At 47.7% G+C, this 25,893-nt stretch carries 23 protein-coding genes and 1 riboswitch; of the genes, 14 read left to right on the forward strand and 9 right to left on the reverse strand.

Annotated features, from left to right (window positions below):
• The first annotated feature begins 22 nt into the window (after window positions 1-22).
• The 3 genes from DFR28_RS15880 (at window position 23) to DFR28_RS15890 (ending at window position 2,680) form a co-directional block, all read left to right on the forward strand.
• Window positions 23-529, forward strand: coding sequence for an SRPBCC family protein (locus DFR28_RS15880; protein WP_113955369.1), 507 nt, complete (start codon window positions 23-25; stop codon window positions 527-529).
• 122 nt (window positions 530-651) lie between these two features.
• Window positions 652-1,710 (forward strand): helix-turn-helix domain-containing protein, encoded by a 1,059-nt coding sequence (locus DFR28_RS15885; protein ID WP_113955370.1) that lies wholly within the window; start codon window positions 652-654, stop codon window positions 1,708-1,710.
• A gap of 139 nt (window positions 1,711-1,849) precedes the next feature.
• Window positions 1,850-2,680 (forward strand): sterol desaturase family protein, encoded by an 831-nt coding sequence (locus tag DFR28_RS15890; protein ID WP_170132135.1) that lies wholly within the window; start codon window positions 1,850-1,852, stop codon window positions 2,678-2,680.
• Window positions 2,681-2,694: 14 nt separating this feature from the next.
• Here DFR28_RS15890 and DFR28_RS15895 read toward each other — a convergent pair whose 3' ends face one another.
• The 3 genes from DFR28_RS15895 to DFR28_RS15905 form a co-directional block, all read right to left on the reverse strand.
• The gene (locus tag DFR28_RS15895; protein ID WP_113955372.1) at window positions 2,695-3,753 is read right to left on the reverse strand and encodes a 3-deoxy-7-phosphoheptulonate synthase; all 1,059 of its coding nucleotides are present in this window, start codon (window positions 3,751-3,753) and stop codon (window positions 2,695-2,697) included.
• 107 nt (window positions 3,754-3,860) lie between these two features.
• Complete coding sequence (locus DFR28_RS15900; RefSeq protein ID WP_113955373.1) at window positions 3,861-5,516, reverse strand: alpha/beta fold hydrolase; 1,656 nt, start codon at window positions 5,514-5,516, stop codon at window positions 3,861-3,863.
• A gap of 271 nt (window positions 5,517-5,787) precedes the next feature.
• Window positions 5,788-6,060, reverse strand: a complete 273-nt coding sequence (locus DFR28_RS15905) for an acyl-CoA-binding protein (protein ID WP_113955543.1) — start codon at window positions 6,058-6,060, stop codon at window positions 5,788-5,790.
• A gap of 202 nt (window positions 6,061-6,262) precedes the next feature.
• On the opposite strand from DFR28_RS15905, the gene DFR28_RS15910 reads away from it, so the two are divergent.
• Complete coding sequence (locus DFR28_RS15910) at window positions 6,263-8,509, forward strand: prolyl oligopeptidase family serine peptidase (protein ID WP_113955374.1); 2,247 nt, start codon at window positions 6,263-6,265, stop codon at window positions 8,507-8,509.
• A gap of 26 nt (window positions 8,510-8,535) precedes the next feature.
• Here DFR28_RS15910 and DFR28_RS15915 read toward each other — a convergent pair whose 3' ends face one another.
• The 5 genes from DFR28_RS15915 to DFR28_RS15935 form a co-directional block, all read right to left on the reverse strand.
• On the reverse strand, window positions 8,536-9,948 hold the full coding sequence (locus tag DFR28_RS15915; RefSeq protein ID WP_113955375.1) for an SDR family NAD(P)-dependent oxidoreductase: 1,413 nt from the start codon (window positions 9,946-9,948) through the stop codon (window positions 8,536-8,538).
• Between the two features lie 137 nt (window positions 9,949-10,085).
• Entirely contained in the window at window positions 10,086-10,454 is a 369-nt protein-coding gene (locus DFR28_RS15920; protein ID WP_113955376.1) for a protein tyrosine phosphatase family protein, read from the reverse strand.
• A 39-nt stretch (window positions 10,455-10,493) separates the two neighbouring features.
• Complete coding sequence (locus DFR28_RS15925; RefSeq protein ID WP_147251033.1) at window positions 10,494-11,177, reverse strand: hypothetical protein; 684 nt, start codon at window positions 11,175-11,177, stop codon at window positions 10,494-10,496.
• A gap of 97 nt (window positions 11,178-11,274) precedes the next feature.
• Window positions 11,275-11,880, reverse strand: a complete 606-nt coding sequence (locus DFR28_RS15930) for a trimeric intracellular cation channel family protein (protein ID WP_113955378.1) — start codon at window positions 11,878-11,880, stop codon at window positions 11,275-11,277.
• 17 nt (window positions 11,881-11,897) lie between these two features.
• Window positions 11,898-12,770: a hypothetical protein gene (locus DFR28_RS15935; protein WP_113955379.1), complete on the reverse strand. Its 873-nt coding sequence runs from the start codon at window positions 12,768-12,770 to the stop codon at window positions 11,898-11,900.
• 561 nt (window positions 12,771-13,331) lie between these two features.
• On the opposite strand from DFR28_RS15935, the gene DFR28_RS15940 reads away from it, so the two are divergent.
• The 8 genes from DFR28_RS15940 (at window position 13,332) to DFR28_RS15975 (ending at window position 21,043) form a co-directional block, all read left to right on the forward strand.
• On the forward strand, window positions 13,332-14,378 hold the full coding sequence (locus DFR28_RS15940; RefSeq protein ID WP_170132136.1) for a helix-turn-helix domain-containing protein: 1,047 nt from the start codon (window positions 13,332-13,334) through the stop codon (window positions 14,376-14,378).
• A gap of 99 nt (window positions 14,379-14,477) precedes the next feature.
• On the forward strand, window positions 14,478-15,143 hold the full coding sequence (locus DFR28_RS15945; RefSeq protein ID WP_147251035.1) for a c-type cytochrome: 666 nt from the start codon (window positions 14,478-14,480) through the stop codon (window positions 15,141-15,143).
• Complete coding sequence (locus tag DFR28_RS15950) at window positions 15,140-16,360, forward strand: cytochrome-c peroxidase (protein WP_113955382.1); 1,221 nt, start codon at window positions 15,140-15,142, stop codon at window positions 16,358-16,360. Before DFR28_RS15945 ends, DFR28_RS15950 begins: the two co-directional genes overlap by 4 nt.
• Window positions 16,357-17,874, forward strand: a complete 1,518-nt coding sequence (locus DFR28_RS15955) for a parallel beta-helix domain-containing protein (RefSeq protein ID WP_113955383.1) — start codon at window positions 16,357-16,359, stop codon at window positions 17,872-17,874. Before DFR28_RS15950 ends, DFR28_RS15955 begins: the two co-directional genes overlap by 4 nt.
• A 32-nt stretch (window positions 17,875-17,906) precedes the next feature.
• A complete protein-coding gene (locus DFR28_RS15960) occupies window positions 17,907-18,470 on the forward strand; it encodes a DUF924 family protein (RefSeq protein WP_113955384.1) in 564 nt (187 codons plus the stop codon).
• Window positions 18,471-18,565: 95 nt separating this feature from the next.
• Window positions 18,566-19,006, forward strand: coding sequence for a GNAT family N-acetyltransferase (locus DFR28_RS15965; RefSeq protein ID WP_170132137.1), 441 nt, complete (start codon window positions 18,566-18,568; stop codon window positions 19,004-19,006).
• A 251-nt stretch (window positions 19,007-19,257) separates the two neighbouring features.
• Window positions 19,258-19,641: a RidA family protein gene (locus DFR28_RS15970; RefSeq protein WP_113955386.1), complete on the forward strand. Its 384-nt coding sequence runs from the start codon at window positions 19,258-19,260 to the stop codon at window positions 19,639-19,641.
• 124 nt (window positions 19,642-19,765) lie between these two features.
• Window positions 19,766-21,043, forward strand: a complete 1,278-nt coding sequence (locus tag DFR28_RS15975) for a hypothetical protein (protein ID WP_113955387.1) — start codon at window positions 19,766-19,768, stop codon at window positions 21,041-21,043.
• A 53-nt stretch (window positions 21,044-21,096) separates the two neighbouring features.
• Here the strand turns inward: DFR28_RS15975 and DFR28_RS15980 are convergent, their stop codons facing one another.
• Entirely contained in the window at window positions 21,097-21,831 is a 735-nt protein-coding gene (locus DFR28_RS15980) for a helix-turn-helix transcriptional regulator (RefSeq protein WP_113955388.1), read from the reverse strand.
• Between the two features lie 136 nt (window positions 21,832-21,967).
• On the opposite strand from DFR28_RS15980, the gene DFR28_RS15985 reads away from it, so the two are divergent.
• Both DFR28_RS15985 and DFR28_RS15990 read left to right on the forward strand, forming a co-directional pair.
• Window positions 21,968-22,576 carry a glutathione S-transferase family protein gene (locus DFR28_RS15985; protein ID WP_113955389.1) on the forward strand — a complete coding sequence of 203 codons (609 nt, stop codon included), beginning with the start codon at window positions 21,968-21,970 and terminating at the stop codon, window positions 22,574-22,576.
• Between the two features lie 97 nt (window positions 22,577-22,673).
• Window positions 22,674-22,841, forward strand: a riboswitch (cobalamin riboswitch).
• 158 nt (window positions 22,842-22,999) lie between these two features.
• A complete protein-coding gene (locus tag DFR28_RS15990) occupies window positions 23,000-25,861 on the forward strand; it encodes a ribonucleoside-diphosphate reductase subunit alpha (protein WP_113955390.1) in 2,862 nt (953 codons plus the stop codon).
• The last annotated feature ends 32 nt before the right edge of the window (window positions 25,862-25,893 follow it).

A 25,893-nucleotide genomic window follows, 5' to 3' on the forward strand; every position in this document is an offset into this window, starting at 1 on the left:
GTAGAGACTGGGAGCTAAGCAAATGAAACAAGTTTTGTTAATTATGGTGTGCGTGTTTTCGGTGTCATTGCATGCAAAAGTCGTGTCCTCAACACCAAGCCACTATGTGTTGCAACATCAGGCTCAGTCTACGCTAAGCCCGGACCAGCTGTGGCTGCGTTTGAGCCAACCGAGTCAATGGTGGCATCCGGATCACACCTACTCCGGCGATGCGTCTAATTTGTCGTTAGACCTTGAGGCTGGCGGATTATGGCGTGAAGACTGGAATGGGCACTCAGTGTTGCATGGCATGGTCGTCAATTTTCAGGCTCCTGAACTGCTACGTCTTGAAGCGCCATTTGGACCATTGCAGGGTATGGCGGTCAAAACAATTTGGACGATCACTATTAAGCCCCACCATAATGGTTCATTGGTAATCTTCGATGAGATTAGCAACGGTAGCGATGCGAGTGGTTTAGACGAACTGGCTAAAGCGGTGGACTATGTCAAAGGCGAAGCTATCTCTCGTTTAGTAGCACCATCTGATTGACAGTTTTATGTGTGGTGTGTCGTTTTACGTGGTGCAGATGATTAACTTACCACGTTAACAATGCGATGATAGTTGGCCATCGTGACCTACACTATGTAGTCTAACCAACGGCAATTTATTACATGCTACTGCTGGAAGCGTTTTTTAAGTTTAGTGCTATGGGCCTGTTATTGGCTTTGGCGGCACTAATTTGTCGTGATGGTTTGCACGTTCGTGTGTTCCGATTTGCGATACCGTTGTTGTTGGCAATTTGCTTTATGTTGCTGGCCACAGGCTCGCCGGAGCTGCAAGTCGGTATGCCATGGAAGATACCGCTTCGCCTGTTCGATATGTTCACCACGCTGTTCATTTGGTGGCTAGGTCGCGCGTTATTTGATGATGATTTTCAGCTGTCGGTGCTGGACGCCGTGGTGGCAAGTATCTATTTGGTTCTTGGCACCTCTAATCGACTTCATGCGCTAGGGTTTGATGTGTTCTGGCTGCCGGAAATTGATTTCGCGCTAGCGATTTTGACAGTCAGTTTGATGAGCCATTTGGTGTATCGGGCGTTGGTTGGCAGGCAGGAGGATTTGCTTGAAGGGCGACGGCAAATACGCGTTTGGTTCGCCTTGACGGTGGCGTTGGTATTGGTGCTGTCGGTGGTAACTGAGCGTGTGGCTAACTTGTTACAACTGGACTCTCGGCAAGCTATTTGGATTACCTACGTGTTTACTTTGCCGATACTGTTATGGGCGGTGCTTTGGTTGACGCGTTTGCATCCGAGTGCGTTGGCGTTTCAGACCCCATCAACGGCACAGCTCGACACGATTCACATTGACCCACGCGATGTCGACGCGCATGCCAAGCTAGTACGTATTATGGAGTCTGAACGAGGCTTTGCAGAGCAGGGTTTGACGATTGGCGGCCTTGCCAAACGAGTTGGCTTGGCGGAGCACCAATTGCGTTCATTGATCAATCGGTCAATGGGGTATCAGAACTTTTCATCATTTGTGAATCACTATCGAATACTGGATGTTCAGCAGGCAATGGCAAACCCAATTTATCATCGTACACCAATTTTAACGCTTGCGATGGATGCCGGATATTCTTCTTTGGCGCCCTTTAATCGTGCTTTCAAGAAGCAGCTTGGTATCACTCCAACCGAGTTCAGAGCCAAATTAATGGACGATTTGTCTAAGTAGTCTGTTCATTTTTGAAAGAACACGCTCATTTTCAGAATCGATCATGCTTTTTCAGAAGCGCGCAGTCAGATACGCCAAATCCATTTATGCTGGTTTCGTTCTAGTCACAGTCATTGATGGTTTTTCAGCAGGAGTAAACATGGAATTTATTGTTGGAGTGTTCGACCACTTTATAGGCAACTTTGGAGATAGTTTTCGTACTGAAGCTACGCGCTATTGGCTCGGTGCGGGAGGCATCTTTTTACTGACGTGGGTTGTGTTCGCCGGTCTATTAAAGAATCGACGCATTCGTAAACCATTGCCGAGCAAGCTGCGCAATAAACAAATGTGGCGTGAAATTCGAACCTCGACGCTGACGGTCATCGTGTTCACATTCTGTTTTAGTATTACTAATCAACTGATGATTTACTTCTTTGGTGGATCGATTTTCCAGATATACAGTGATGTGTCGGACTATGGCTGGGCTTATTTGGTGTTTTCAGTGGTGTTGTGGAGCATTGGTTTGGACACCTATTTCTATTGGACGCATCGGTTTATGCATCATCCGAAGTTCTATAAGTTCTTTCACTTAACGCACCACCGCTCACACAACCCAACGCCGTTTACTGCCTACTCATTCGCGCCGTCTGAAGCGGTGTTGGTATACATCTTTGCGCCGGTGTTCTTCATTTTAGTGCCAATGCATAAAACTGCTTTTATCTGTGCCATGTTGATTCAGATATTTCGCAATGCAATTGCTCATTGTGGCTATGAAATTTTCCCTCGCGGTTGGGCGCGACATCCAATCTTAGGGATTTTTACTACGGTCACGCACCACGACTTACACCATGAGAAGGGGAACGGTAACTATGCGTTTTATTTCACGTTTTGGGATCGTATTATGGGTACTGAGCATCCTGAGTATCTAGCGCGTTTTGATCGCGCGACTGAAGCAAAGGAACCGATGTTGAATCAGGTGCCGGCCAAATAATTTAGTAAATTAGTCTACCTGGCTTGGCATTGACGGCGAGCTTGAACCGCCTTAGCTAAGGTGGCTAGTAAGTCTTCGGTGTCGTCAAATCCTATGCATGCATCGGTAATACTCTGCCCATATACCAACGATGAACGGTCCGCAATTGCTTGTTTGCCTTCCACCAAATGGCTCTCGATCATGCAGCTGACAATATCGTGATTGCCAGCACTAAGCTGCTCAGCAATGCTTTGCCCAACCTTCAATTGATTGCGATGCTGCTTTTCGCTATTGGCATGACTCATATCAATCATGATGCCGGTATCGATTGAGCGCTTGTCTAATATTTTTATTGCATCGGCGACACTTTTTGCATCGTAATTAGGTTGAATACCACCACGTAAAATAATGTGACCGTCTTCATTGCCGGCGGTGGTAAAAAGGGCAGTGGTGCCCTCCTCTGTTGGACTCAAGAATATATGCGGCGCGCGCGCGGCAATAACGGCATCGGCGGCAATATCCACATCGCCTTTTGTGCCGTTTTTAAAACCGATTGGGCAGGATAAGCCGGATGCTAGTTCACGATGTATTTGGCTTTCCGTGGTCCGCGCTCCAATTGCGCCCCAGCTGACTAAGTCTGCATAGTATTGGCCGGTGACTGCATCTAGAAATTCACAACCAGCGGGCACACCGAGTTGATTGATGTCGAGCAACAGTTTACGCGCGACGTCTAAGCCTTTATCAACGTTAAAACTTTGGTTCAGATCGGGGTCGTTTATTAGTCCCTTCCATCCGATAGTAGTGCGCGGTTTTTCGAAATACACACGCATGACGACCTCTAGGTCGGCTGCATGTAATTGGCGGAGTTCGGCCAAACGCTTGGCATATTCAAGTGCTGACTTGGGGTCATGTACTGAACATGGGCCAGCAATCACCAACAGTCGGTCGTCGCGTTTATGCAGAATATTGCTAATTGCATTGCGAGTCGAATTGACCAACGACTCGGCGGTCCCAGACAATGGGTATTTAAGCAGCAGCGCGCTGGGCGGTTGAATTGGATCAATTGCGCGAATGCGCTGGTTGGCGGTGGTCATAATGAAGGCTGCGTGGAGTAAATTGCGTCAAGTTTGAGAGTGAGTGTAGCAAGCTTCAAATAGGAATGCAGTTGATGACTCGCTCGGCTCTCTGCGCAACCGTCTTGCTACTGAATAATTTCCTCAAATAGGGCGTAGTAAAGGTGTTCGCTGTAGCCTTCGCGAATGTGTAATGTGGCGTGCTTGAACTTATCGCAAATTGCTCGGGCACCGGCTTCGGTAATGCGTTTGTCTTCGGTGCCGTACCATATCTCAATGGGTTTTTTAAACTGCTCAGTGTCTAGATGCAATGGGGTCATGCAAAATATCATTTCATTTAAAATGCCGTCGAGGCTTTGTCGAGCGCCTTCTTTAAATACATCGGTCAGCAATTTCACGATACCGTGCCGTTCGAACATTTCGCGTTCGGCAGTTCCAACGCTGGTCTCGAGCATGGCTGGGTAATGCGCATCTAAATTCAGCGTCACGCTTTTTAGCCAGAGCTGATAAATTTCCTTAGCAAACTCAGGCGAGAGCCGTACATAACGTGCGGCCGGAGCGAGGATTTCGGTTAGGTTCTTGGTGTCTTCGTAGTCATTCAAAAATACCGGTGATGCCAGAATTATTTTATTCAGACGTTGATCGGCTTGTGCGGCAAAGCTCATGGTTAACTGGCAAGCGATAACGCTTCCGAGCAGGTCATATTGCTGTAAGCCAAGTAGATCAATAAATTCATTTAGTTGGGCATTCCATTGTGCTGGATGACCTTCAATGAAGCGTGTTTTACCTATTCCAGGTCGATCCGGAATGATCATTCGACGGCCTAATCGCTGACAAATCTCATGTGCATTGGGCGGCGCAGCGAGCCGCGAACCAAAGCCACTATGAAACACTAACAAAGGTCGGCCATCAGCGGGGCCGTATTCGCAATAAGTAATGGCATGACCATCACTAAGGCGTATTTCACGATCGTTTTGATCGTTTAGCTCGGCACTGGCGGTGGTAATGTCGGATTCAAAGTATGAATCCAGAACCTGTGACTCATGCGTCAGAATTAAGCTTATTAGCGTGCCTTGTGAATTTGTATTGGTTTTTCTGAATAGTGATTTCAGGTGTGATTTTATCGTGTTGTCGCTGACAAACACTGCGTCTGCGATCTGTCGAATACTGTTGCCATGTACAAGTCTCAACAACACATCTTGTTCTTTTTCGGTCAAGCCGTAGCTGGCAACTAGGTCTGGATTGAGTCGCTGACTGGCGTGAGATTTATCCAGCACCATCAGAATATGAAATAAGGTGGGGCTGCTATGGTCTTTTACTTGGCTGCGAATCGAGCGCAGATAAATATGGTCACCGTTCGGATCATAATACGGCAGTGCAAGCAGAGCGTTTTGTTTATTGGCCGAATCAGAAATTGGTGTTTGTTGAATTAGCCGTTTGAGGTCGGCCTTGATTGACTCGGGCGCGTTAGGCTCACATAAGTAGTCGAGCAGTGCGCTGGCGTTACGGTTGTGATAGACCAGATTAAACTCGTCATCCAAGATAATCATCTGAAAACGGCTCTTGTCCAGCAGGGTATTAAACGCGTTTAGTGCAACGTTGCCTTGATTGATTTTCGACAATATTTGATCGCCGGCGGCGAGTTCCATTAGGTTGTCGGGATCATCCAACGTATCGGCTTCGTCCAAGTACTGCTGCATGATGTCGACAATGTAGTCGTCATGCCAGCGCTCGGGCTTGCCAATAATTCGGTAGATCAGACTACTGAAGCTGGAGTTGCTCATAGGGTTAAACCGGTTAGATTACGAGTCGAGTTCGTATCAAACAACGCAGGTCCTGTACGTTACATTGCGTGCGTTCTATTTGAGAGCGTGCCGAGTCACCAGCGAACCTGCTTAGTGATCATATTCCTTCGATCCGAGCAACGCAAATGGTGGCATCGTCTAGACTAGCGTTTGATGCTGTCGAGTTTGCCGAGATAACTTACTGTGCTAGTTCACGCGTTGTGGCTATTCAATTGCTAGGCGGCCAAACCAAGGGTTATGCAGTCTTGGCTTAAGTAATATCAGATTTAATTTCGGCAACCTTGTTTATGTACAGTTGCATAGCCTGAGTTGAATCAGTGCCTTTGAGCTTGGCCCATGCTTGGTACTTGGCTTTGCCCACCACATCTAGCATGCCTGGTTTCTTGCCGTGGACATCGCCTTCGGTAGCCTGCTTATAGAGACCATACATTTCGAGCTTAAGTTGATTTGATGGAGTGAAATTTCCGCGCGCAGTCTTGACCAACTCCACGGTGTCTTCAAAGGCTTGTGTTAAATCTTGCATATTATTATCAACATTGGGGTAATTAATTAGCGACCAAAATGCCACGCTTAGCATCTTAGATAAAGTCAGGCATGCAATCAGTATAGCGTAGCAAGTCTCGAGGCTGCGTATTTGGCGGTCGTCGATCTATCTTAATCGATGCTATTTGCTAGTATGGTGCTGATTGCCGCTACCCTCATAAAACATTACTAATAGAAACGCTATGAATAACGTTACTCATCAGACCCGCGCAACGTCTCAGAACTCAGCCGCTGCCGAGACCCCAGCACGGGCTCAGAATCTATCTATTAACATTATCGGTACGTTTCTCGCTGGCGTCTCGTTATGGCTTATTAGCGATAACGCGTTTAGTGGAGTAGTTAACAGCACTGATATCGAAAATTTAACAAACGAAAGCGTAGTCAGCGAGGTCAACCAAGATCCGTACCAATGGCTGGAACAGATAGAAGGTGATAAGTCACTAGCGTGGGTAACAGCGGCTAACGCCAAAACCGAAGCTAGGCTGGGCAATGATCCTTTGTACGCCGATTTGTATAGTGAGGCACTTGATGCTCTTACGCGCAAAGATAAGCTGCCAGAACTTACGCAACGCGGCGACTGGCTTTATTCATTAAAGAAAGATCAGGAGCATCCTCGTGGACGTTATCTGCGCACCAAGGTGAGCACGTTTAATGCGGGTAAGCCAGATTGGCAGACGGTGCTGGATATTGATGCACTGTCTGCAGATGATGGAGTTAAGTGGGTATTCCAAAGTATGAATTGCTTAGCGCCGGCATACACTCGCTGTTTAGTTAGTCTATCCCCTGGCGGCACCGATGCCAGTGAACTACGTGAGTTTGATTTAACCAACATGGCATTTGTGGCCGATGGTTTCAAACTACCGAGCGCTAAGATGCAGGTAGCATGGCGTGACTTAAACCATGTGTTTGTTGCCACCGATTTTGGGAGCGACAGCATGACCGAGTCGGGCTACCCGCGGTCGATAAAAGTGTGGGAGCGTGGTACACCGTTAGTCGAGGCAAAACGATTGTTTGAAACCGACGTGAGTTCGGTGTCGGCGTCGGTCAGTCATTTTGGGCAAGGCGCCGATGCGACGACGTTGCTTGATGAAAACCTGAGCTACTGGACGAGTCGTTACTACATAGTCGAAGGCGATAAAACACATGAATTGGCCTTACCGGACTCATCGGTAGTCGAGGGAATGATCCAAGGTCAACTCGTTGTGTCGTTAAAAGATGACTGGGCTTGGCAAGGTAAAACCTATGCTCAAGGAGCGGTATTGTTGGTGGCGCCGAAAGCCGTTCTGATGGCCAATGACAGCAAAGTGATGCCCACGGTGCTGATTGAACCGCGTTCCGACACCATTGTTGAGGCCATCAACGTATTAGATGAAGTGTTGTTGGTTACCGTACTCGAAGACGTAAATTCGAAGATCATACGGTTTGAAAAAAACCAACAAGGTTGGCAGTCAAGCTGGGTCGATTTGCCAAATTCAGGCACGATTTCGGTGCAGACTACTAATGACAAAACCGGCGCGTTCTATGTTCGCTATGAAGGTTTTATTACCGCGCCGACCCTATTTTATGTTGATTCTGAGCTGAAAGCGAACCAAGTACTGCAGCAGAAGCCTTCATTTGACGGGGCGCTATTTAAGGTCGAGCAGCACTTCACCAAGTCCGCCGACGGCACACGAGTACCTTACTTCGTGGTGATGCATAAAGACACTAAGTTAGATGGCAGCAACCCAACGTTAATGTTTTCATATGGTGGATTTCGTGTGTCGTTAACGCCATCTTATTCCGGCTCGTATGAAGCTTTGAACGGGGTTTATGGAAACGCATGGCTGGCGCGCGGTGGCGTGTTTGTGTTGGCCAATATTCGCGGTGGTGGTGAATACGGTCCAGCATGGCATGCGGCGGCATTGCGCGAAAACAAAGTGAAGTCTTTCGAAGACTTTGAGGCGGTGGCAGAAGATCTAATTGCACGCAAAATCACCTCCCCAAAGCACCTGGGTATTGAAGGTCGGTCGAACGGTGGCCTGTTGGTGGGCGCGACCATGATTCGACGGCCAGATCTATACGGTGCAGTAATTTGTGGTGTGCCTTTGTTGGATATGCAGCGATACCATACCTTATTGGCTGGTGCTAGCTGGATGGCCGAATACGGTGATCCGGATACCGATGATTGGACGTTTATGCAGACCTATAGCCCCTATCAAAACCTAGATAAAGATACGACTTATCCTCCTATCTTCTTTTTCACCTCGACCTTAGATGATCGAGTGCATCCCGGTCATGCGCGCAAGATGGCCGCTCGTATGGCCGCGTTCAAGCAGCAAGTGGATTACTATGAAAACACTGAGGGCGGGCATAAAGGCAGCGTGACCAGTGAGCAACTTGCTAAGCGAGTTGCTCTAGGCTTTACGCATCTATGGCGTCATTTGAAATAGCCACACTAGACAAACTAGAGCTGGATTTAGTCGAAGCGCGCCGCGTATTGCGCCAGCGCCTCGGCTAGGGCGATACGCTGAGCGTCGGTTTCTCGAGTCTTGTTGAGTAAATGGGTACTGTGTGGCAGACGATCTAACCAAAGCCGTCCAGATGTTTTGCCCGCTTCAGTAGCCTGCGCTAGCCACACAATGGTATCGGCGCCTTCGTCGGGCGTTCTCAGAATACGTCGAGTGGCTTTGGTGAATCCCGGTAGACTGCTTTCAACCCCAGGAGTTTGCGCCCAGCCCGGATGCATATGATGTACCGTGATGCCGTCGCCAGCCCACTGCTCAGCCCATTGTTCGCCTTTGATTACGAGTCCTCGTTTGGCGCGGGCATAGGCATCGGTACCACGATATTCACCTTTGGTGCTTTCGAGATTGGACACCGATATTCGAGTCGCGTACATACCTCCTGACACCACGTTGATGATTCGTGCGTCGTCGCTTTTGGCTAACAAGGGCTGTAATTTTTCAGTCAATATGGTCGGCGCCAGCAACAATAATGCAAAGCTTTGTTCTAACCCTTCAGACGTTACTTGACGATCATTAAACAATGCCCCTGCGTTGTTCACCAAAATGTCGATCGCACTCGCCTTGTTTAGCAAGCGCGCTGCTAGTTGTTTGACGTCCGCGATTAAAGCAAGGTCTGCAATCTCGATTTTTATGTTGGCGTTGCCAGTCTGTTCAGTGATGCTTCGAGCAACTGCATTGGCTTTGTCGGCGTCACGTGCAACCAACGTTAAATGGGCACCTAAGTGCGCAAGCGACTTGGCGGTTGCGAGTCCGAGTCCCGATGTGGCGCCAGTTACAATGGCATGTTTGCCTTTAATGCTGGCCGTGACGGGCTTCCAGTTGCCTTTGTGTGCAGCGTAGCCAGCTTTTGAAAATGACAGCACTCCGGGCAGAATCAACTTGTCTGCTAGTTTGCTGAAGGTACCTAAGCTCGGTACTGGAAAATCATCAGCGAGCGCGACTTCTAGGTCACGAATAGTTTGGGCGCCGCCAGATACGATCTTGCTTTCCATGAACGGCACGACTTTGGCGGCGAGCCCCCGAAAGTCAATTTTTGCGTCCCAGTCTAGATGACAACCTGATTCGTTGGCGGTCAATGTAACGGTATCAATTGCGGTAAAGTTATCGCTGACGCCAGTTAGTACAGCGCGGTTTGGGTAGTCCCACTCAGTAATTTCGTAGGCAATGGGAATGCGCCTTGGCCCCATGGCAAATATCACATCAAATTTAGTGCCCAGTTGAATTGGGCCATCAGTAACTTTGCTCGAGTGTTTAATGGTGTGATCCCACTCTTGAATGCGCGAGAAATCAACGACATAGTCGAATACGTCAGAGATATTTCGTTCGCAGTGAAACTGCTCGTGCATGTGGATAGTGTGCGGCATAGTGATTGAGCATTAGAGTCTTTAATGAATGCAGCATATCGCAAGCGATGTGCTGCTAACGTGTGTGCCGCTTGGCCTGTTCACTGCTCGCTAACGCTTTCTGTGTCTCGCTAACGCTTCCTGTGTCTCGCTAACGCTTAGGCTGACTGAGCTTGGTTGTACTCTTCTTCGCCGCCGACTACCGCGTTGGCTCGTTGCCACAACCGTTTGCAGCGCGCACCTGATCGACAATAGGTGTGAATACGCTTGCGAGTTTCGATTAGTTTGATGAATTCGTCGCGGTTGGCTTCGGTAATTTGGTACGACGAAAAAGGTAACAGTATTGGCGTCATACCGAGTCGCTCGGCTTCCGCGGCGATTTCCGAAAATGGCGTCTGGCCTTCATCTTCGCCGTCGGGTCGATTACACACTAGTAGCTCGACGCCCATATCAGCGATCTGTTGAATGTGACTAACGTCGAGCTGGTCTGATGCAGAGACTTGGGTAGTCAAGTGTTCGATATGCATAGTAAATCCTCCATTGGTCAAGGTGTCATCATACCAAGATTATTTAACTTGCGTGGCGAGCGTGTCTTGGTGGCCGACTAAAAACTCTCTTAAATAAAACCCAATGTCGCCACGTGATTTAAAGCCGGCGTCAGTAGCGGCTTTCTCAAAAACCGATTCTGGTAGTTTAGGGTCTGTGGCAAATGCAGTTAGATCGGAATGGAAGCCGAGGGTAAATATATCGACGTCGCTGCCGAACTGGGTTTCAAAGATCAGGTTTGCGTTGCGTTGGGTTGCGGTCAAATAGTCATTTTCCATAATGCGTTGTTTGAGCAGGCCCGCATATTGCCCACGTGCCGCTTGAAACATTTCAATGTGAAATAAGCCGGTGTCTACTGCCAACTCCTGTATTTGATCCCAGCTGGCTTGGCTACGGCTTAGAAAATCATGTTGGAAATCGACTAGTGCTTGATATTCAAGTGTGGTGCTCGGCGCTTTTGGAGCGGGGGCTAATAGCATTAAGTCCCAGTGGTCGCCTTGGCTATGACGCATGATGATCATATTGCCGTCAGACGCGGTTTTGCGAGCTTTTGCGATGTCGATTAACTCGGGCAACTTGCCTGGTGCAGCGCGCAGTAGCGTAACTACATACTGTGATTGCTCAGCTTCAGCGCTTGGCTGCGCTATTGCGAAATTAGCAGTGAGGAGCAGTGTTAATAGGCTAAATATGAGGCTGTGTTTCATAGGGTATCCATCAAATTGTTGTAGCTGTTTCAGGGTGATCAAGAATGCCAGCATCTTGGTCAGATAATGTGTGGCGGGTAGCTAACTATTTAGCCAATTACCTGCCAGTAGGTAATGACCAATGGTAAATAATCGCCAGCGCGCGAACGGTAAACGCGCAAACTCCGCCGATAAATAATGACCACAACTCAGGCAATGCTAGAGCACTCGCAATGCAGTAAACGGTTGAACCGGTAATCGCCGCAATAGCGTAGATTTCGCGCTTTAGAATCAGCGGTATTTCATTGCAAACCACATCACGAAGGATGCCGCCAACCACCGCCGTTACAACACCTAAGGTGACGGCGATGACCGGGTCGGAGGTCATTGCATAGGCTTTGGATGCGCCCATGACGCAAAACAATGAGAGTCCGAGCGCATCGGCCCACTTAAGAACATTGTAGCGCTGGCCAACACGTACCGAGAAAAAGAATACCAATACGCCGGCAATGGCTGCGACAACGACATAAATAGATTGGTCTATCCAAAACACTGAGGTGTTTAGAATTAGGTCGCGCACCGTTCCGCCACCGATCGCGGGTAATAATGCCAGCACCACGTAGCCGAAAATATCCATGTCTTTGCGGGCGGCGGCGAGTGCGCCGCTTAATGCAAATACGAATACCCCTAAAAGGTCAAAAATCAGAATGGTCGGGATTGTCATAATCGTAAGTGATTTGGTTACCAGCTACCTAAGTGCTCGCGCTGTGCTTTGAGTTTTTGTCGGCTATGAAACGGAGAGTGCAGTAATGCAACCAATAGAAATAGTGCAATAATGGCCATGATTGCACTCAGTATTCTGAGTAGTGTTTTGCCATCAATCACCTCGGTGGATATCAAATAGGTGTATTTGGCGGTATTTATTCCATCTTCTTCAAACGAATGCCTCACTAAAACAGGCAGTGCCTTAGGTAGTACATAGCCGGTTTTGGTCACAGGGTTTCGATTGACGCGATTAACCGAATCAGAGCGAAACGATTCTACAAACTGAATCGGCGTAGATGGATTGGCGTGCGTCCTAATTGGGATATAGCGACGAAATACCGTGGTGCCTTCAACCAGCTCATCTTGACGCAAGACCACACTGTCGCTAATGCCGTCGCCAGTAATACTAACCTTGGTAAACCACATCGTGCCAAATTGCCAAAGTGAGTCAGTGCCGCCCCAAGTAGCATCTACCGCAACAGCCGGGGCGTCGTCATCGGGAATTTGCGACGACAAATGGTAGCTGGCGCCGGCCAGTGCCGAGAGTAATAAGAACCACACAAATAACGAAGCGCTCCGAATTCTCAGTCGTGTTGCCAATTCTGCGGGACGTAACTCAAACTCGTGTCTGCGCTTGCCAGTGTACAGGCTCGATAGCGGAATAACGGCTAGAACAACCCACATGACAATGCCGGTGGCAATTGGGTAATGCAGTTCAAATAAATTGAACTGTAATCGCACTAGGAGTCCGTAAAGCCCGATCTGAAAAAACCAGCTCCAAGCAGAATACAAAGTCATCAAAATGAAGACTAATATGGTGACAGCCCTAGATGTTGCTGACTTTTGCATAGATGGTTCTCCGTATATCTACGGCTCTTTAGGGTTGGTCATAGCAGACCGTAAGGGAGCATATAAACCCGAGAACTGTAGCAGCCTTTGTTGGCTTTTCCCAGCAGCATGAGAATTGTGATATTTAATTTACCACTAGCAATATCACTAAAAATCTGTAAAGATGTTGCTTATACGGGACACTTTTTCGGGTTTCGTATGATTTTTGTGACCACAAGTAGTCGGGCGAGGACCCTACAATATACTTTGCACGCCAATTTGAGAAACTGCCCCTACCCCTGCCCAAGGTTTCTCAAGCTGATATTTCAGATAAGTGCGCATTGCCAAGCTCGACTACTTTTTTTATCCAGCTCTCTGTAACTTAGCTCCCCGTATTGCCTCGTTTGTCGCTCTGTCGACGCTCAATCTGCGGTTGCTGAGGAAAAGTACAAGGAGCTTGAGTTGAGTCGGTGGGTATACTACCTTTGTCATGAATTTCTTCTGGGTGGTGAATTTTGCAAACACACGCTGTTTTGGTTAATGCTTGGGCATTCTCAGCCTACTTACGATGCTGCACAAAGCATGGATAATCTTCTCGTTGCTGCCTTAAGCTTGGCTATCTCACAAGTTGTATTAAGTGCAACCTTATTGCTTCGCGAACATAAGCAATGGCGACTACCGCAGAGTGTTTTAGGCCTCTTTTTAGTGGCCACTTGCGCTTATTTATTACGACCCTTTTTCACACAGCACTGGCTAGAGGATTGGCTGATTCCCATTGAGACGGCGGTTCCTGGGTTCTTTTGGTTGCTGTGTTACAGTTTATTTGATGACCGGTTCAAACTGCGATTTTGGAATCTTGGTTTAGTCGCCGTTACCGTGATGTTGCCCCAGCTTGGCATTCTGTCGGTATACCTCGGTGGGCCCTCTTGGCATTGGCTTTTTGATATCTTTCCACAGGCTATCGAATTTGTATTGCTAGCATGGGCGCTGTACGTGGTGGTGCGTTTTTGGCGCGACGACTTGATCGAAGCGCGGCGCGATTTACGGCTTATCTTTAGCGCAATCGCCGGACTGTATATTTTTATAATGGTAGTGTTGCGTGAGCTAGTGATCACCGATGAGCAGTGGTTGGAGCAATCGCAGTATTTCCCAGTCGGGATTATTTGCCTGATTATGAATTTGCTTTTTTTGCAGTACAAACCAACCATATTTGGCCGGGTCGATCCGGTAAATCCACCGACGCCGATTTCTTTGGATGACTGCGGGATTTCTTCTTTAGATATCCCTCCCGAAGTACTTTCCCAGCTTGAGCACATGATGCTTGAACAACGTGTATATCGTGAAATGGGTCTAACCATTGGGCAGCTTGCGAAGCGCTTGGAGCTGCCTGAGTACCGCCTCAGAAAAATCATTAACACCGGCTTGGGTTATCGCAATTTCAACGATTATCTGAATGGATTCCGTATTAAAGAAGCCGGTGAGCGATTGGCTGATTCGAGAATGGCTGATCAAGCGGTATTGAATATTGCGCTAGACGTCGGGTTTCGATCTTTGAGCTCATTCAATAAGGCATTTCGAGCCGTATATGGCGTTACGCCGACGGTTTTTCGTCAAACCCACCTGCCATAACCAAGTAAATCGCTGACGTATTTTAAAATCCATAGGCGGTGTTTGAACGTCTGGCTCATGATATGACTCGAATTTACTTTAATCTGGTTGGCCAGTCCTGTGAGACATCTATTTCTGTGCTACTGCAATTCAATAAGAACAGCACGCGTTGGCGGGCTGCTTGTTTTAGCTTTTTCCACGTTATTGCAAACGTCGCTGGCTGCTAGCAGCGAAACCGGTGCGACGCTGTATCAAACATCGTGTCAGTCCTGTCATGGGCCCGACGCGCGCGGCAAAGAAGTGCTCAACAGCCCAGCGTTGGCAGGACAGTCTGCGGCCTATTTAGTTCGACAACTAGAGCATTTCTCAAAAGGTATTCGTGGCGGTGACGGTAGCGATGCGCTGGCGAAACAGATGCGCGCAATTAGTCTGTCGATGACGCAAGACCAAGACCGGCAAGATCTGGCTGAGTATCTTGAGTCGCTACCGGCTGGCGCCGTTACACCGATCGCCGGTGATACTGATTTGGGTTACAAGCTGTATCAAGCTTCCTGTGGTGGATGCCACGGTGGCGATGCACAAGGAAATGAGCTGCTTAACTCGCCCCGGTTAGCGGGTTTGAGTGCGAGTTATCTAACGCGCCAGTATCAACATTTTTTAGATGGCACACGCGGTAGTGATCGATCTGATAAATTTGGTCGCCAAATGAAAATGATAGCCGCCACGTTAAAAGATAGAGCTCAAGTAGAGGCTGTGATCGCCTATATTTCATCTATTCAGCCATGATTCGTCGTCTTCTTACGGCGGGCGTGGTGCTCGTTGCTCTGCTCGTTGATTTGATTGGTATCAAACACCAGGCCGCAGCTGACTCTACAATTTTCGTGCTACAGCAGACCTGCCCTCGCGGTTTTGAGTTAACGTCAGATAATCGCTGCGAGCTGCGAACCTTGTACCAATTTTATGACTCGACCCAGAGTCGTGGGGTTGGCGGTACACACACTGGTTTGCCTGCGGTACGCGATGGCTTTAGTCCACAGCAGATTGATTTAGGTCGCCTGTTGTTTTTTGACCCAGTTCTGTCGGTCGACGGTACGGTTTCTTGTGCCTCTTGTCACCGACCCGACAAAGGTTTTACCGATGGACAAGCGGTTTCGTTAGGTGTGGCGGGTAAGCAAGGCACACGTTCGGCACCATCGCTTTGGAATACCGCGTTTCTAACCAGCTACTTTTGGGATGCGCGTTCAAGCTCGCTCGAACAGCAAGCCGCTGAAGCGTTGTATTCACAAGCCGAAATGGCCAACACACCGACTAATCTGCTGCAGACTTTAAATGCTAATCCGATCTATCAGGGCTTATTCCAACAAGCGTTCAACAGCGGCACATCGATAACGCTGGATAATTTGTACACCGCGTTAGCGGCGTTTCAAACGTCTTTAATCTCTCTCAATAGTCGCTACGATCGCTACGCACATGGTGACCACGCTGCGCTAAATAGTGATGAAGTAGCCGGCCTAAATGTGTTTCGCTCGTTTGTTGCGCGCTGCGCTGAATGTCATACGCCACCGTTATTTACCAATAATCAGATCGCGGTAATCGGAGTTCCTGACGATGACGAGACAATTCGAGACGTTGGTGCAGAAAAAACCTATGGTGAGTCGAAGCTGAAAGGTGGCTTCAAAGTGCCGACGTTAAGAAATATTGAACACACGGCACCGTACATGCACTCGGGAAATTTCACTGAGCTGCGTGATGCGATCGAATTCTATAATCTTGGGCGAGGTCATGCGGTGCCCAAAGATACTAAATTATTACTCCACTGGCATATCACAAGCCCAGACTTGAGCGATCATGAAATTGACTTATTAGTCGGGTTTATGGCGTGCCTGAGCGACCAGAAATTCATGCCGACCATACCTAACACGGTACCGTCTGGTTTAACTCCGATTAATCATCTACCCACCGCTGTGACCAGCGCGACCAACCCACGAGGATCCCTACAATGAAACGACTTCTAGTTTTGCTTATCGGTATGGGCGCTATTGCCGCAGGCATAGGCTATTACTTAGGCGCTAAATCGACGCCTGCTTCGGTGTTAACCAACGTATCGCAAGGGGCAGCCTATCAAGGCGGTTATGATCAGGCTAAGGACGCCGGTGTCGAAGCCGGGCAACGTCAGGGGCCGGCGGGGCAGGCATCGCAAGCATTGATCGTGGTTAACGATGGAGAATCGATTCAAGCGGCGGTTAAACAAGCCTTGCCCGGCACCACCATTCAAATAATGCCCGGTGTTTATCATGAAACGGTGTATATCGATAAAGACAGCATCCAACTCATTGGTGTTATTGAAGCGGGTAAGCGCGCGGTGCTCGATGGTCAAGGTAAATTGAATGACGCGATTCTCTACTCTGGTAACAATGTGGTGGTCGAAAACCTAGAAATCACCGGTTACAAGGGCAATGGAATTATGGGCCAAGCAGGTAATAATTTCGAGATTCGTAACAATCTCATTGTTGACACTGGCATTTATGGAATCTTCCCGCAATTGGGCAAAAACGGAGTGGTTGAATACAATGTTGTGTCGGGCATTGCTGACGCGGCAATCTATATTGGCATGAGCGATAATGTGCACGTAGCGCATAACCAAGTGTTCGATAGTGTTGCCGGCATTGAGATCGAAAACAGTCGACACGCCATTGTTGAGAACAATCATGTTTACAATAACACTGGCGGTATTTTGGCATTCATCACGCCGGGCTTACCAATTAAGACCACCTATGACGTGATCATTCGTAACAATTTCATACTCTCAAATAATCATGAAAATTTTGGAGCGCCGGGTTCTACCGTAGCTGGCATTCCGGCTGGCACGGGTATTCTGGTGATGGCCGCTGATGAAGTCGTTATCGAAAACAACTTAATCGTAGATCATAAGACCGTGGGCGTGTTAATTGTTGATCATGCCAATGCCTCAAATGTGACGGCCGACCCTGATGCTGATCCGAATCCGGATAAGGTGGCGATTCTGAACAACACCATGATGAACAACGGCTACGATACCATTCCCGAAATTAAAGCGTTTATGGCGCTGAGTCTCAAGCAAGTAGAGCCGGATATTGCGCATGTGAGCGCCGGTCAAGACAATTGCATCATTAACCGTCACCGCTACAACACGGTTGGATTGTCTGATTTCACTGAATGTGAGTTTACTCACACCGATGCAATTAAAACCTATTTGCTTGATACACCAGTTCCGCCGCGTGACATAGCGGCTTCTGAACGCGGAAAAATTGCGTATTTGGGCGTGTGTACTGGATGCCACTCTTATAATGGCCGTTTAATCGGTCCGTCTATTCAAACTATTCAAGCACTGTATTTTGAGGACCCCGAAGGCTTGGCGACGTACCTTGCGAATCCAATAAAAAAACGCCCTGACTACCCTGAAATGCCGTCGCAAGCGTACTTAGGTGAAGAAACATTGTTGGCGGTGGCGAAATACGTGTTGAGTCGCGAGAACTAGTGTTCGCGAATTTGCGCTAAACTAGTAGGCCTATGACAATCGATTTTCACAAATATGAGTCTCATCAAGCCGTATTAGATTTCTGGTTTGATGAGATTGAGCCGCAGCAGCGCTGGCGCAAAGATGCTGGTTTTGACGAGTTGATTCGCACACGGTTTGCCGACGTTCATTTCGCAGCATCTCAAAGCGAGCTCTTTACTTGGCGCGAGACTGTTGAAGGGCGAGTGGCTGAAATTATTGTACTGGATCAGTTTTCACGTAATCTGTATCGAGATTCAGCGCGTGCGTTCGCCTGTGATGCTATGGCCTTAGTCTTAGCGCAGGAAGCTGTAGCAATGCGGCTCGACCAAGCTCTGTCGCGCGACTTCGCACAATTCCTATACATGCCATATATGCATTCCGAATCGATTTTAATTCACGATCAAGCACTGGGTTTGTTTGAACAGCTCAGTAATGCCGAGGTGATGGAATTCGAAATTCGGCATCGCGATATCATTCGCCGTTTTGGTCGTTACCCGCATCGTAATGCGATTTTAGGGCGGCCTTCGTCAGTGGCAGAATTGGCATTTCTGGAGCAGCCGGGTTCGTCTTTTTGAGCCCCGTTTACTGAATGGCTAAGCATAGTAGTAATTCTAAATTAACGTTCAGCGTTCCAACGCCTGCTGTAGCTGCCGAGCTTACGGATTTAGCTATGCGGTCCAAGGCGCATTGGGGCTACGATGAAGCGTTTATGCAGGCATGTCGGCCAGAGCTTACTGTCACCGATGAAGATTTAGCCAACGCTGATAGCTACTATTGTATTGCGCAGCTGTACGAGTCGCTGGAACGTAAACTCATCGGTTTTTACAAGCTGCAAGTGCAGACCCAACAGCGAGTAGAACTAGATGCTCTTTTTGTCGACCCTAAGTACATAGGCCAAGGAATTGGCCGAGTTTTGTTTAATCACGCAGAGGGTTTCGCGACGGCTCTAGGCGCGAGCGAAATGCTGGTGCAGAGTGATCCAAACGCGGTTGAGTTCTATCAAACGATGGGCGGAGTCGTTTTTGGGGAGACCGCCTCAGGCAGTATTTCAGGGCGTCAATTGCCGGTATTGAAATTTGCGTTAGGCTCTGAGGGAACGCTTAACCGCTGAACAAAATGGAGGTTATTTGTTATAAATGATGACCTTCAGAAAAGCGTATTAATCGGGCGATTCCTGTTGCTAGTGTTGGCGCTGAAACATTTAAAAAAGAGTTGCGATTTATCCTTCAGGTGAGCAGTATTCCGATTAGAATAAATCGCCACATTTGCTCCCCTTGCACTGCAGTGCGGATATCGAGCGGTGGTATTATTCAGATAGTTGTTGGGTCATTTCTTTTAGGCTTTTATATTTAGGAGAGTAGCGTGAGTCGAAAGCATATTTCCAGTGGTTCAGAGTTTGAGTCGAAAATAGGTTACTCGCGGGCAGTTGTTGATGGTGACTATGTCTTTGTGTCAGGCACCACTGGCTATAATTATCAGACTATGTCGATTGCCGATGACCCCGTGGAGCAAGCTGACCAGTGCTTTAAAAATATTGAAAAAGCGCTTATCGAAGCCGGCAGCAGTTTAGATAATATTGTTCGAGTTCATTATATTTTTCCTGATAAACGAGACTTTGAACCGTGCTGGCCAGTTTTCAAAAAGTACTTAAGCGTAGCCAGGCCGGCTGCCACTATGTTTGTAGCTGGCTTGTTGGACGACGCCATGAAACTCGAAATAGAAGTAACGGCTCGGTTAAGCACCTAAAATATTGACTCAATAGGCGTAGTCAATCAGCAATGTGGTGGCGCGGTGCTCGGTTTTTTACCGATAGATCAACATGCATTAGCCAATTTAAAGTGGCACAGAGCCATATAGGAAGTTATTTACCATGGAAACTTATGTATCAATTAGCGTGTCAGCCAAATCGATTAAGTACGCTGAGGCAATAGCAATATGTTTTAGATCTATTGCCGCGCACCGAGGTGACGCGATTGAGATCGCTGAAACCCAGCTTGGCAATACGCTTCTCGAGCCTTTGATAACAGAGCATGACTTGGCCGCGAGTATTGATGGCGTTGAGCAACAAAAGAGTAAAGTGCTTTTGTCGTTTACTTTCGGTTCGCAGGGAACCGCCTATGCTCAGCGGTTTCTTGAGGTTTTTCAAAACACCGCTAAAGCTGTGAGCATAAAAATAACGTTTGATGATGATGTCGAAGAGCTTGAGTACGAAAAAGTATTTAGCCCAACTAAAGTTAAGAAAGGTTCCTTAAAAAGCTCGGAATTTGCACAGGAATTCCTATTCGTCTGTGCGGTCTATGAACCTAAGGATGCAGTGAACGCCGTTAGTGCTTTGCTCGATCTTTCAGAGCACACGGTAAGGGCAAAAATTCCAAGCCAATTTCTGCGTGAATGCTTAACAGCCGACGAGTTGATAGGCGGTATTGTTTGTCGGAGAGCTGAGATCAGTAAGTGTCGATTTAGAGTGTTTCTGCATATTGCACTATTGGAGACAGATACCATTCGGTTAAACCGGTTGGTGATGTTTTTGAACCTGTTGGGTTTATACGATATCTACGCCGTACCGATTGAAGAACAAGGGCAGCAGACAGTTTATTTGATGTCTAACCCTCAAGAGTTTGTGTCTGCACCATTTTCTCGGTTTAGAAAATCAGACATCACTACCAGCAATTTCTTGAGCGCTTCGAATGCACTGTTTAATAAAATTGAGGCAGATTACGGCGCGTGGGATTATGCTGAGCTGCCAGTAGATAATGGCATTCCTGAGTTAGGGGCGGAAATAGCTAGCTGCTATGGACCTACAATGAATCGTCATACACTACCAGAAGCGGAGCTGGAACCTGTTCGCACGTTGATAGAACGTGCTCAGTCTGTGTCTAACATCGATAAACTTTTGTCTATGCAGACTTTATACCAAAGGCTGTTTGAGCTTTATGCGACAAAGTTTCCACACTGGATGGACAATAAGACCTTGGCTAGATACGACAAAAAAGTGGCGAGTGAAGTAGCAAGGCAGCAACTTGATCCATCGAAGGGAAGCCCAAGGCTCGACAATGAGTTTTGGTCTCTCGCTCACGTGATCGCCGATACTCGAGAATCTGATCGGCTCATTCGCTTATGCAATGTGTTTTTTGATTCTATTATTTAGCGACGCTTCGACTACTTTCTATTCTAGGTAATCTATTGTGCTGATGATGCTGGCTAAATTGTTTGATGAAACGGCGTGTAAATATCAGTGAATACATGTTTCGGCCGAAGTTGGAAGTTGCCATCAACAAGGCGAGCGCGCTTAATTCGGTCTATTCGGAACACGCGCGATGACATCCGAAGATGATCCCAAGCCATGACATACCAAATCGGCCAATTCAGCAGTGTGTACTGTGCTTCGATAACTCGTAGGGTTTGCTCTCCTGACTCAGATTGATATTCAATTTCTAAGTAATTTCGTTGTAAGAATGATTCCGCTAGGTTTTCAGAAATTTGTTGTGCGGGCTTCGTATAAAGCGAGACTACATTTGCGTTGGCGTTGTCGCCAATCATGATCCGTTTGCGAATATTGCTGACGGCGCTGCGTTGCTGTTGCGGAAAGGCTTGGAACAGCTTCTGCTTAATGGCTTTCAAATTACTAGTTAGTAAAGGTGATTGCAGCGACTCCATAATCGCTAACGATAGCACCAATTCGACTACTTCTTGATGGCTTAAATTCAGGCGGTCAACGCCCCATCGGCCGTTTAGGCGAATCCCTCCCCCACGACCACGGTCCGAATCAATTGGGTATCCGGCGCGTCTGAGTTCTGCCAATTCGCGCATTAAGGTGCGTTGGCTAACGCCCAACTGTTCGCGTAACTCAGCGGTCTTCCAGTGGTCCTCCGAGCGGAGTAATCCGATCAGACGGTTGCGCCGCTCGGTGCGTTGCTCAAAGCTAGTATTTATCATTGTTTTAATATGCCATAAAACGGCATATATGACTTTACACTTCAATACATCGAGAGCCTTTCTCGTTAAATGAGAATGGCCGATAAACATCAATTCACTTTTTTAACTTGGCATAGCGCCGCGAGGACCTACAAATATGAAGCACTACTTCAACCCGATGAGCCGAGGAGTCACTACCGATTGGATGCTCAAAGAGCTCGATGCCCCGCACGAACAAGTCATTGTCGACTTAGCCAATGAGGATGATAATTTGTTGGATCTGCGAAAGATAAATCCCATGGGTAAGCTGCCGGTGCTTGAAGATAATGGCACTGTGATAACCGAAGTAGCGGCTATTTGTGCATATCTGGCTGACAAATTTCCGGATAAGCGACTAGCACCGGAACTAGGGTCTGTTGAGCGGGGAACGTATTATCGATATCTATTTTTGGCAGGTAACACTATCGAGCCGGCATTTTCACTCGCCGCTGCTGACATGGAGCATCCTGAACCGAGGTCAGTTGGATGGGGCGACATGCCTCGTGTATTGGCTACGGTAGAGGCCATGGTTCCAGAAACTGGTTGGGCAATTGGTGAGCAATTCACTGCTGCTGACGTGGTCTTTGGTGGCCTGTTGGATTTCTCAATGGTATTTAACTGGCTCAATGCTTCGCCCAAAGTTGCTGTTTATGTTGAGCGTATTCGGCAACGGCCTGCATATCAGCAAACGCATGGAGCTTTCATCGATATGCTTAAACCGGAATAGAGCTGAATTAATTCAACAACAACTTTTTAGTAATAGCCATTCAACAACAGCTATTCATCAACGGCTTAGGGTTGAGTGATGATGTTGGGCGCAGCACTATTTTACTAAATATAGTAGTTTCAATTGCGCGTATATCCATATATAGTGTTTTCGAATGCAGGGGAAGCTGGTGTGAATCCAGCGCTGTCGCGCAACGGTGATAGATGATTTCTTGATTAAAAGGCTCATTTTCAGTCCGATTACCTGCTCAAAAATGTAATGCCTCGCGTTAAGGTGATGTTACTTTCTGAGTCTATAGCTATTTTATCGATCGCCTCGTTCGATAAGTTGTTGTTGAATAAATATCTTTATTCAAACTATTTGCAAGGAATGCCCGTCCTTTTCGTGAGCGTTTAACCGCTAACACTGTTTATAGGACATGCCATGCAGACTTCTGCTCAATTGCAACGCTCATCAACCGCGCAGACGGTTATCAATCAATCATCGGCCTCGACTGATAATTACAACTACCAGCCTCAAGAATCCCGCTATCAGGTAATCCGCCGGAATGGTGACGTGACACCGTTTGATCAAGCAAAGATTGTGATCGCCATGACTAAGGCTTTCTTAGCGGTTGAAGGCGAGGATGCCGCTGGTTCGTCGCGCATTCATGACATCGTCAATGCGTTAGCGACCAACGTGTTTAACGCGCTGGTAAGGCATATGCCTGAGTCAGGCGTTACTCATATTGAAAATATTCAAGACCAGGTTGAACTTGCGTTAATGCGAGCAGGCGAACACAAAGTGTCGCAGGCATACGTGATCTATCGTGCCGAGCAGCAGAAAAAACGCGCTGAAGAAGAGTCCAATAGCGCGAATGTGGTTACGCAAGAAACGCGGCATATTGTCATGCTTGATGGGTCAAGGTGCGTCTTTGATCCAGGCATTGTGGAATCAGAAATTCATGCGGCGGTTGACGGTATTGATGATGTTGATGCCGACAAATTGATCCAGCAAAGCTTTGCCAATGTTTACGACGGCATGAGTTTTGATGAGCTAAATCAAGCAATGGTGCTCAGTGCCCGAGGTCTGATTGACCGTGAGCCTAACTACAGCCAAGTGGCGGCACGCTTATTGTTGAACAATCTTAGATCCGAAGCCTTGAGCTGTGTGTATCAGAGAGCAATGACACTCGATTCACAGTCGATGGCTGAGTCATATGGTGACTATTTTCAAAAGTATTTACACGTTGCGGCTAAGCTGGAATTGGTCGATGAGGAATTATTAAATTTTGACTTGGCGGTGTTAGCGCAAGCGATTCGGCCGGAATGCGATTTAGCTTTTGGTTATTTAGGTTTACAAACACTCTATGACCGTTACTTTATTCACACTGATGGAACTCGCATCGAATTACCTCAAGCGTTCTTTATGCGCGTGGCGATGGGGCTGGCGATTAACGAAGTCGACCGAGAAAGCCGCGCGATAGAGTTTTATAAGCTCTTGTCGAGTTTCGATTTTATGAGTTCGACACCAACTCTATTTAACTCGGGAACACTGCGGCCACAATTATCATCGTGTTATCTCACCACCGTGCCGGATGACCTAAAAGGTATTTATGCCGCCCTTGGCGACAATGCAATGTTGTCTAAATTTGCTGGTGGCTTAGGCAATGATTGGACGCCGGTGCGTGGCATGGGCGCCTACATACGAGGCACTAACGGAAAGTCGCAAGGTGTGGTGCCGTTTTTGAAAGTAGCCAACGACACGGCCGTTGCGGTTAACCAAGGTGGCAAGCGCAAAGGCGCAGTTTGTGCGTATCTAGAAACATGGCATATCGATATTGAAGATTTTCTGGATCTGCGTAAGAACACCGGCGACGAGCGCCGTCGTACGCATGACATGAATACCGCTAACTGGATACCTGACTTGTTTATGCAACGAGTGGTCGAAGAAGCAGAGTGGACGCTATTCTCACCAGAAGACGCACCGGATCTGCATGAGTTAAGTGGCAAGAAATTTAAACAAGCGTATGAACGCTATGAGTCACTGGCTGACAGCGGCGAGATCAAGTTGTTCAAGCGTCTCAAGGCGGTTGACTTGTGGCGCAAGATGATTGGTATGCTGTTTGAAACAGGTCATCCGTGGATGACGTTTAAAGACCCGTGCAACATCCGTTATACCAACCAACATCTAGGTGTGGTGCACAGTTCCAACTTGTGTACTGAAATCACGTTGCATACGAATAGCGACGAAATCGCCGTGTGTAATTTGGGTTCAGTCAACTTAGCGCAGCACATGCGTGGTGACCAGTTAGATCACGACAAACTAGAGCGAACTATCACCACGGCAATGCGCATGCTCGACAATGTTATTGACTACAATTATTACAGTGTGCCGCAAGCGAGACGTTCAAATCTGCAACATCGTCCTGTGGGTTTAGGGTTGATGGGTTTTCAGGACGCGCTCTATCAAAAAGGGTTATCGTATGCCAGCGAAGCCGCCGTGCAGTTTGCCGATGATTCTATGGAGTTGATTAGCTACTATGCGATTCAAGCTTCCTGTCAGTTGGCTAGAGAGCGAGGGAGCTACCCGAGCTACCAAGGGTCTTTGTGGAGCAAGGGAATTCTACCGATCGATTCAGCCAAACTGTTGGCCGAACAACGCGGTAACTATATTGATCAAAACCTCGACAGCTTGCTTGATTGGAGTAGTTTGCGTGCCGATATTCAGCAACACGGAATGCGTAACAGTAATTGCCTAGCGATTGCTCCTACCGCGACTATTTCAAATATTTGCGGGGTAAGCCAATCAATCGAGCCGACGTATCAAAACCTCTATGTTAAGTCGAACCTGTCAGGAGAGTTTGCGGTGTCTAATTGGTACTTAGTGCGAGAGCTTAAAGAGCTTGGTTTGTGGGATGAAGTAATGGTCAACGACCTAAAATATTACGACGGTTCAATTCAAAAAATAGACCGCATTCCCGACGACGTTAAAGCAATCTATAGCAACGCTTTTGAAATGGATTCTCGATGGTTAGTAGAGGCTGGGTCACGTCGTCAAAAATGGCTCGACCAAGCGCAGAGTTTAAATTTATACATGAGTGAAGCTTCGGGTAAAAAACTCGATCAGTTATACAAGCTTGCCTGGGTTCGAGGTTTGAAGACTACCTATTACTTACGGTCACTCGGAGCAACGCAAGTTGAAAAAAGTAACGGTGGTGCGACCGGTATCGCCAACACGGTCACTCAAGCAACTGAGCCACAAGTGTGTTCTATTTTAGACCCTGATTGTGAAGCTTGTCAGTAGTTAGTTTAAAGCGCACCACTTACCACAAACAA

This window comes from Arenicella xantha (assembly GCF_003315245.1).
Classification (GTDB): domain Bacteria; phylum Pseudomonadota; class Gammaproteobacteria; order Arenicellales; family Arenicellaceae; genus Arenicella; species Arenicella xantha.

Coding starts and splice junctions, on each gene's coding strand:
- DFR28_RS15925 (WP_147251033.1), bottom strand. CDS start 11,177: ATGAAACACAGCCTCATATTTAGCCTATTAACACTGCTCCTCACTGCT.
- DFR28_RS15900 (WP_113955373.1), bottom strand. CDS start 5,516: ATGAGCAACTCCAGCTTCAGTAGTCTGATCTACCGAATTATTGGCAAG.
- DFR28_RS15940 (WP_170132136.1), top strand. CDS start 13,332: ATGGATAATCTTCTCGTTGCTGCCTTAAGCTTGGCTATCTCACAAGTT.
- DFR28_RS15880 (WP_113955369.1), top strand. CDS start 23: ATGAAACAAGTTTTGTTAATTATGGTGTGCGTGTTTTCGGTGTCATTG.
- DFR28_RS15980 (WP_113955388.1), bottom strand. CDS start 21,831: ATGATAAATACTAGCTTTGAGCAACGCACCGAGCGGCGCAACCGTCTG.
- DFR28_RS15920 (WP_113955376.1), bottom strand. CDS start 10,454: ATGCATATCGAACACTTGACTACCCAAGTCTCTGCATCAGACCAGCTC.
- DFR28_RS15885 (WP_113955370.1), top strand. CDS start 652: ATGCTACTGCTGGAAGCGTTTTTTAAGTTTAGTGCTATGGGCCTGTTA.
- DFR28_RS15930 (WP_113955378.1), bottom strand. CDS start 11,880: ATGACAATCCCGACCATTCTGATTTTTGACCTTTTAGGGGTATTCGTA.
- DFR28_RS15910 (WP_113955374.1), top strand. CDS start 6,263: ATGAATAACGTTACTCATCAGACCCGCGCAACGTCTCAGAACTCAGCC.
- DFR28_RS15955 (WP_113955383.1), top strand. CDS start 16,357: ATGAAACGACTTCTAGTTTTGCTTATCGGTATGGGCGCTATTGCCGCA.
- DFR28_RS15890 (WP_170132135.1), top strand. CDS start 1,850: ATGGAATTTATTGTTGGAGTGTTCGACCACTTTATAGGCAACTTTGGA.
- DFR28_RS15895 (WP_113955372.1), bottom strand. CDS start 3,753: ATGACCACCGCCAACCAGCGCATTCGCGCAATTGATCCAATTCAACCG.
- DFR28_RS15990 (WP_113955390.1), top strand. CDS start 23,000: ATGCAGACTTCTGCTCAATTGCAACGCTCATCAACCGCGCAGACGGTT.
- DFR28_RS15905 (WP_113955543.1), bottom strand. CDS start 6,060: ATGCAAGATTTAACACAAGCCTTTGAAGACACCGTGGAGTTGGTCAAG.
- DFR28_RS15960 (WP_113955384.1), top strand. CDS start 17,907: ATGACAATCGATTTTCACAAATATGAGTCTCATCAAGCCGTATTAGAT.
- DFR28_RS15985 (WP_113955389.1), top strand. CDS start 21,968: ATGAAGCACTACTTCAACCCGATGAGCCGAGGAGTCACTACCGATTGG.
- DFR28_RS15950 (WP_113955382.1), top strand. CDS start 15,140: ATGATTCGTCGTCTTCTTACGGCGGGCGTGGTGCTCGTTGCTCTGCTC.
- DFR28_RS15965 (WP_170132137.1), top strand. CDS start 18,566: ATGCGGTCCAAGGCGCATTGGGGCTACGATGAAGCGTTTATGCAGGCA.
- DFR28_RS15975 (WP_113955387.1), top strand. CDS start 19,766: ATGGAAACTTATGTATCAATTAGCGTGTCAGCCAAATCGATTAAGTAC.
- DFR28_RS15935 (WP_113955379.1), bottom strand. CDS start 12,770: ATGCAAAAGTCAGCAACATCTAGGGCTGTCACCATATTAGTCTTCATT.
- DFR28_RS15915 (WP_113955375.1), bottom strand. CDS start 9,948: ATGCCGCACACTATCCACATGCACGAGCAGTTTCACTGCGAACGAAAT.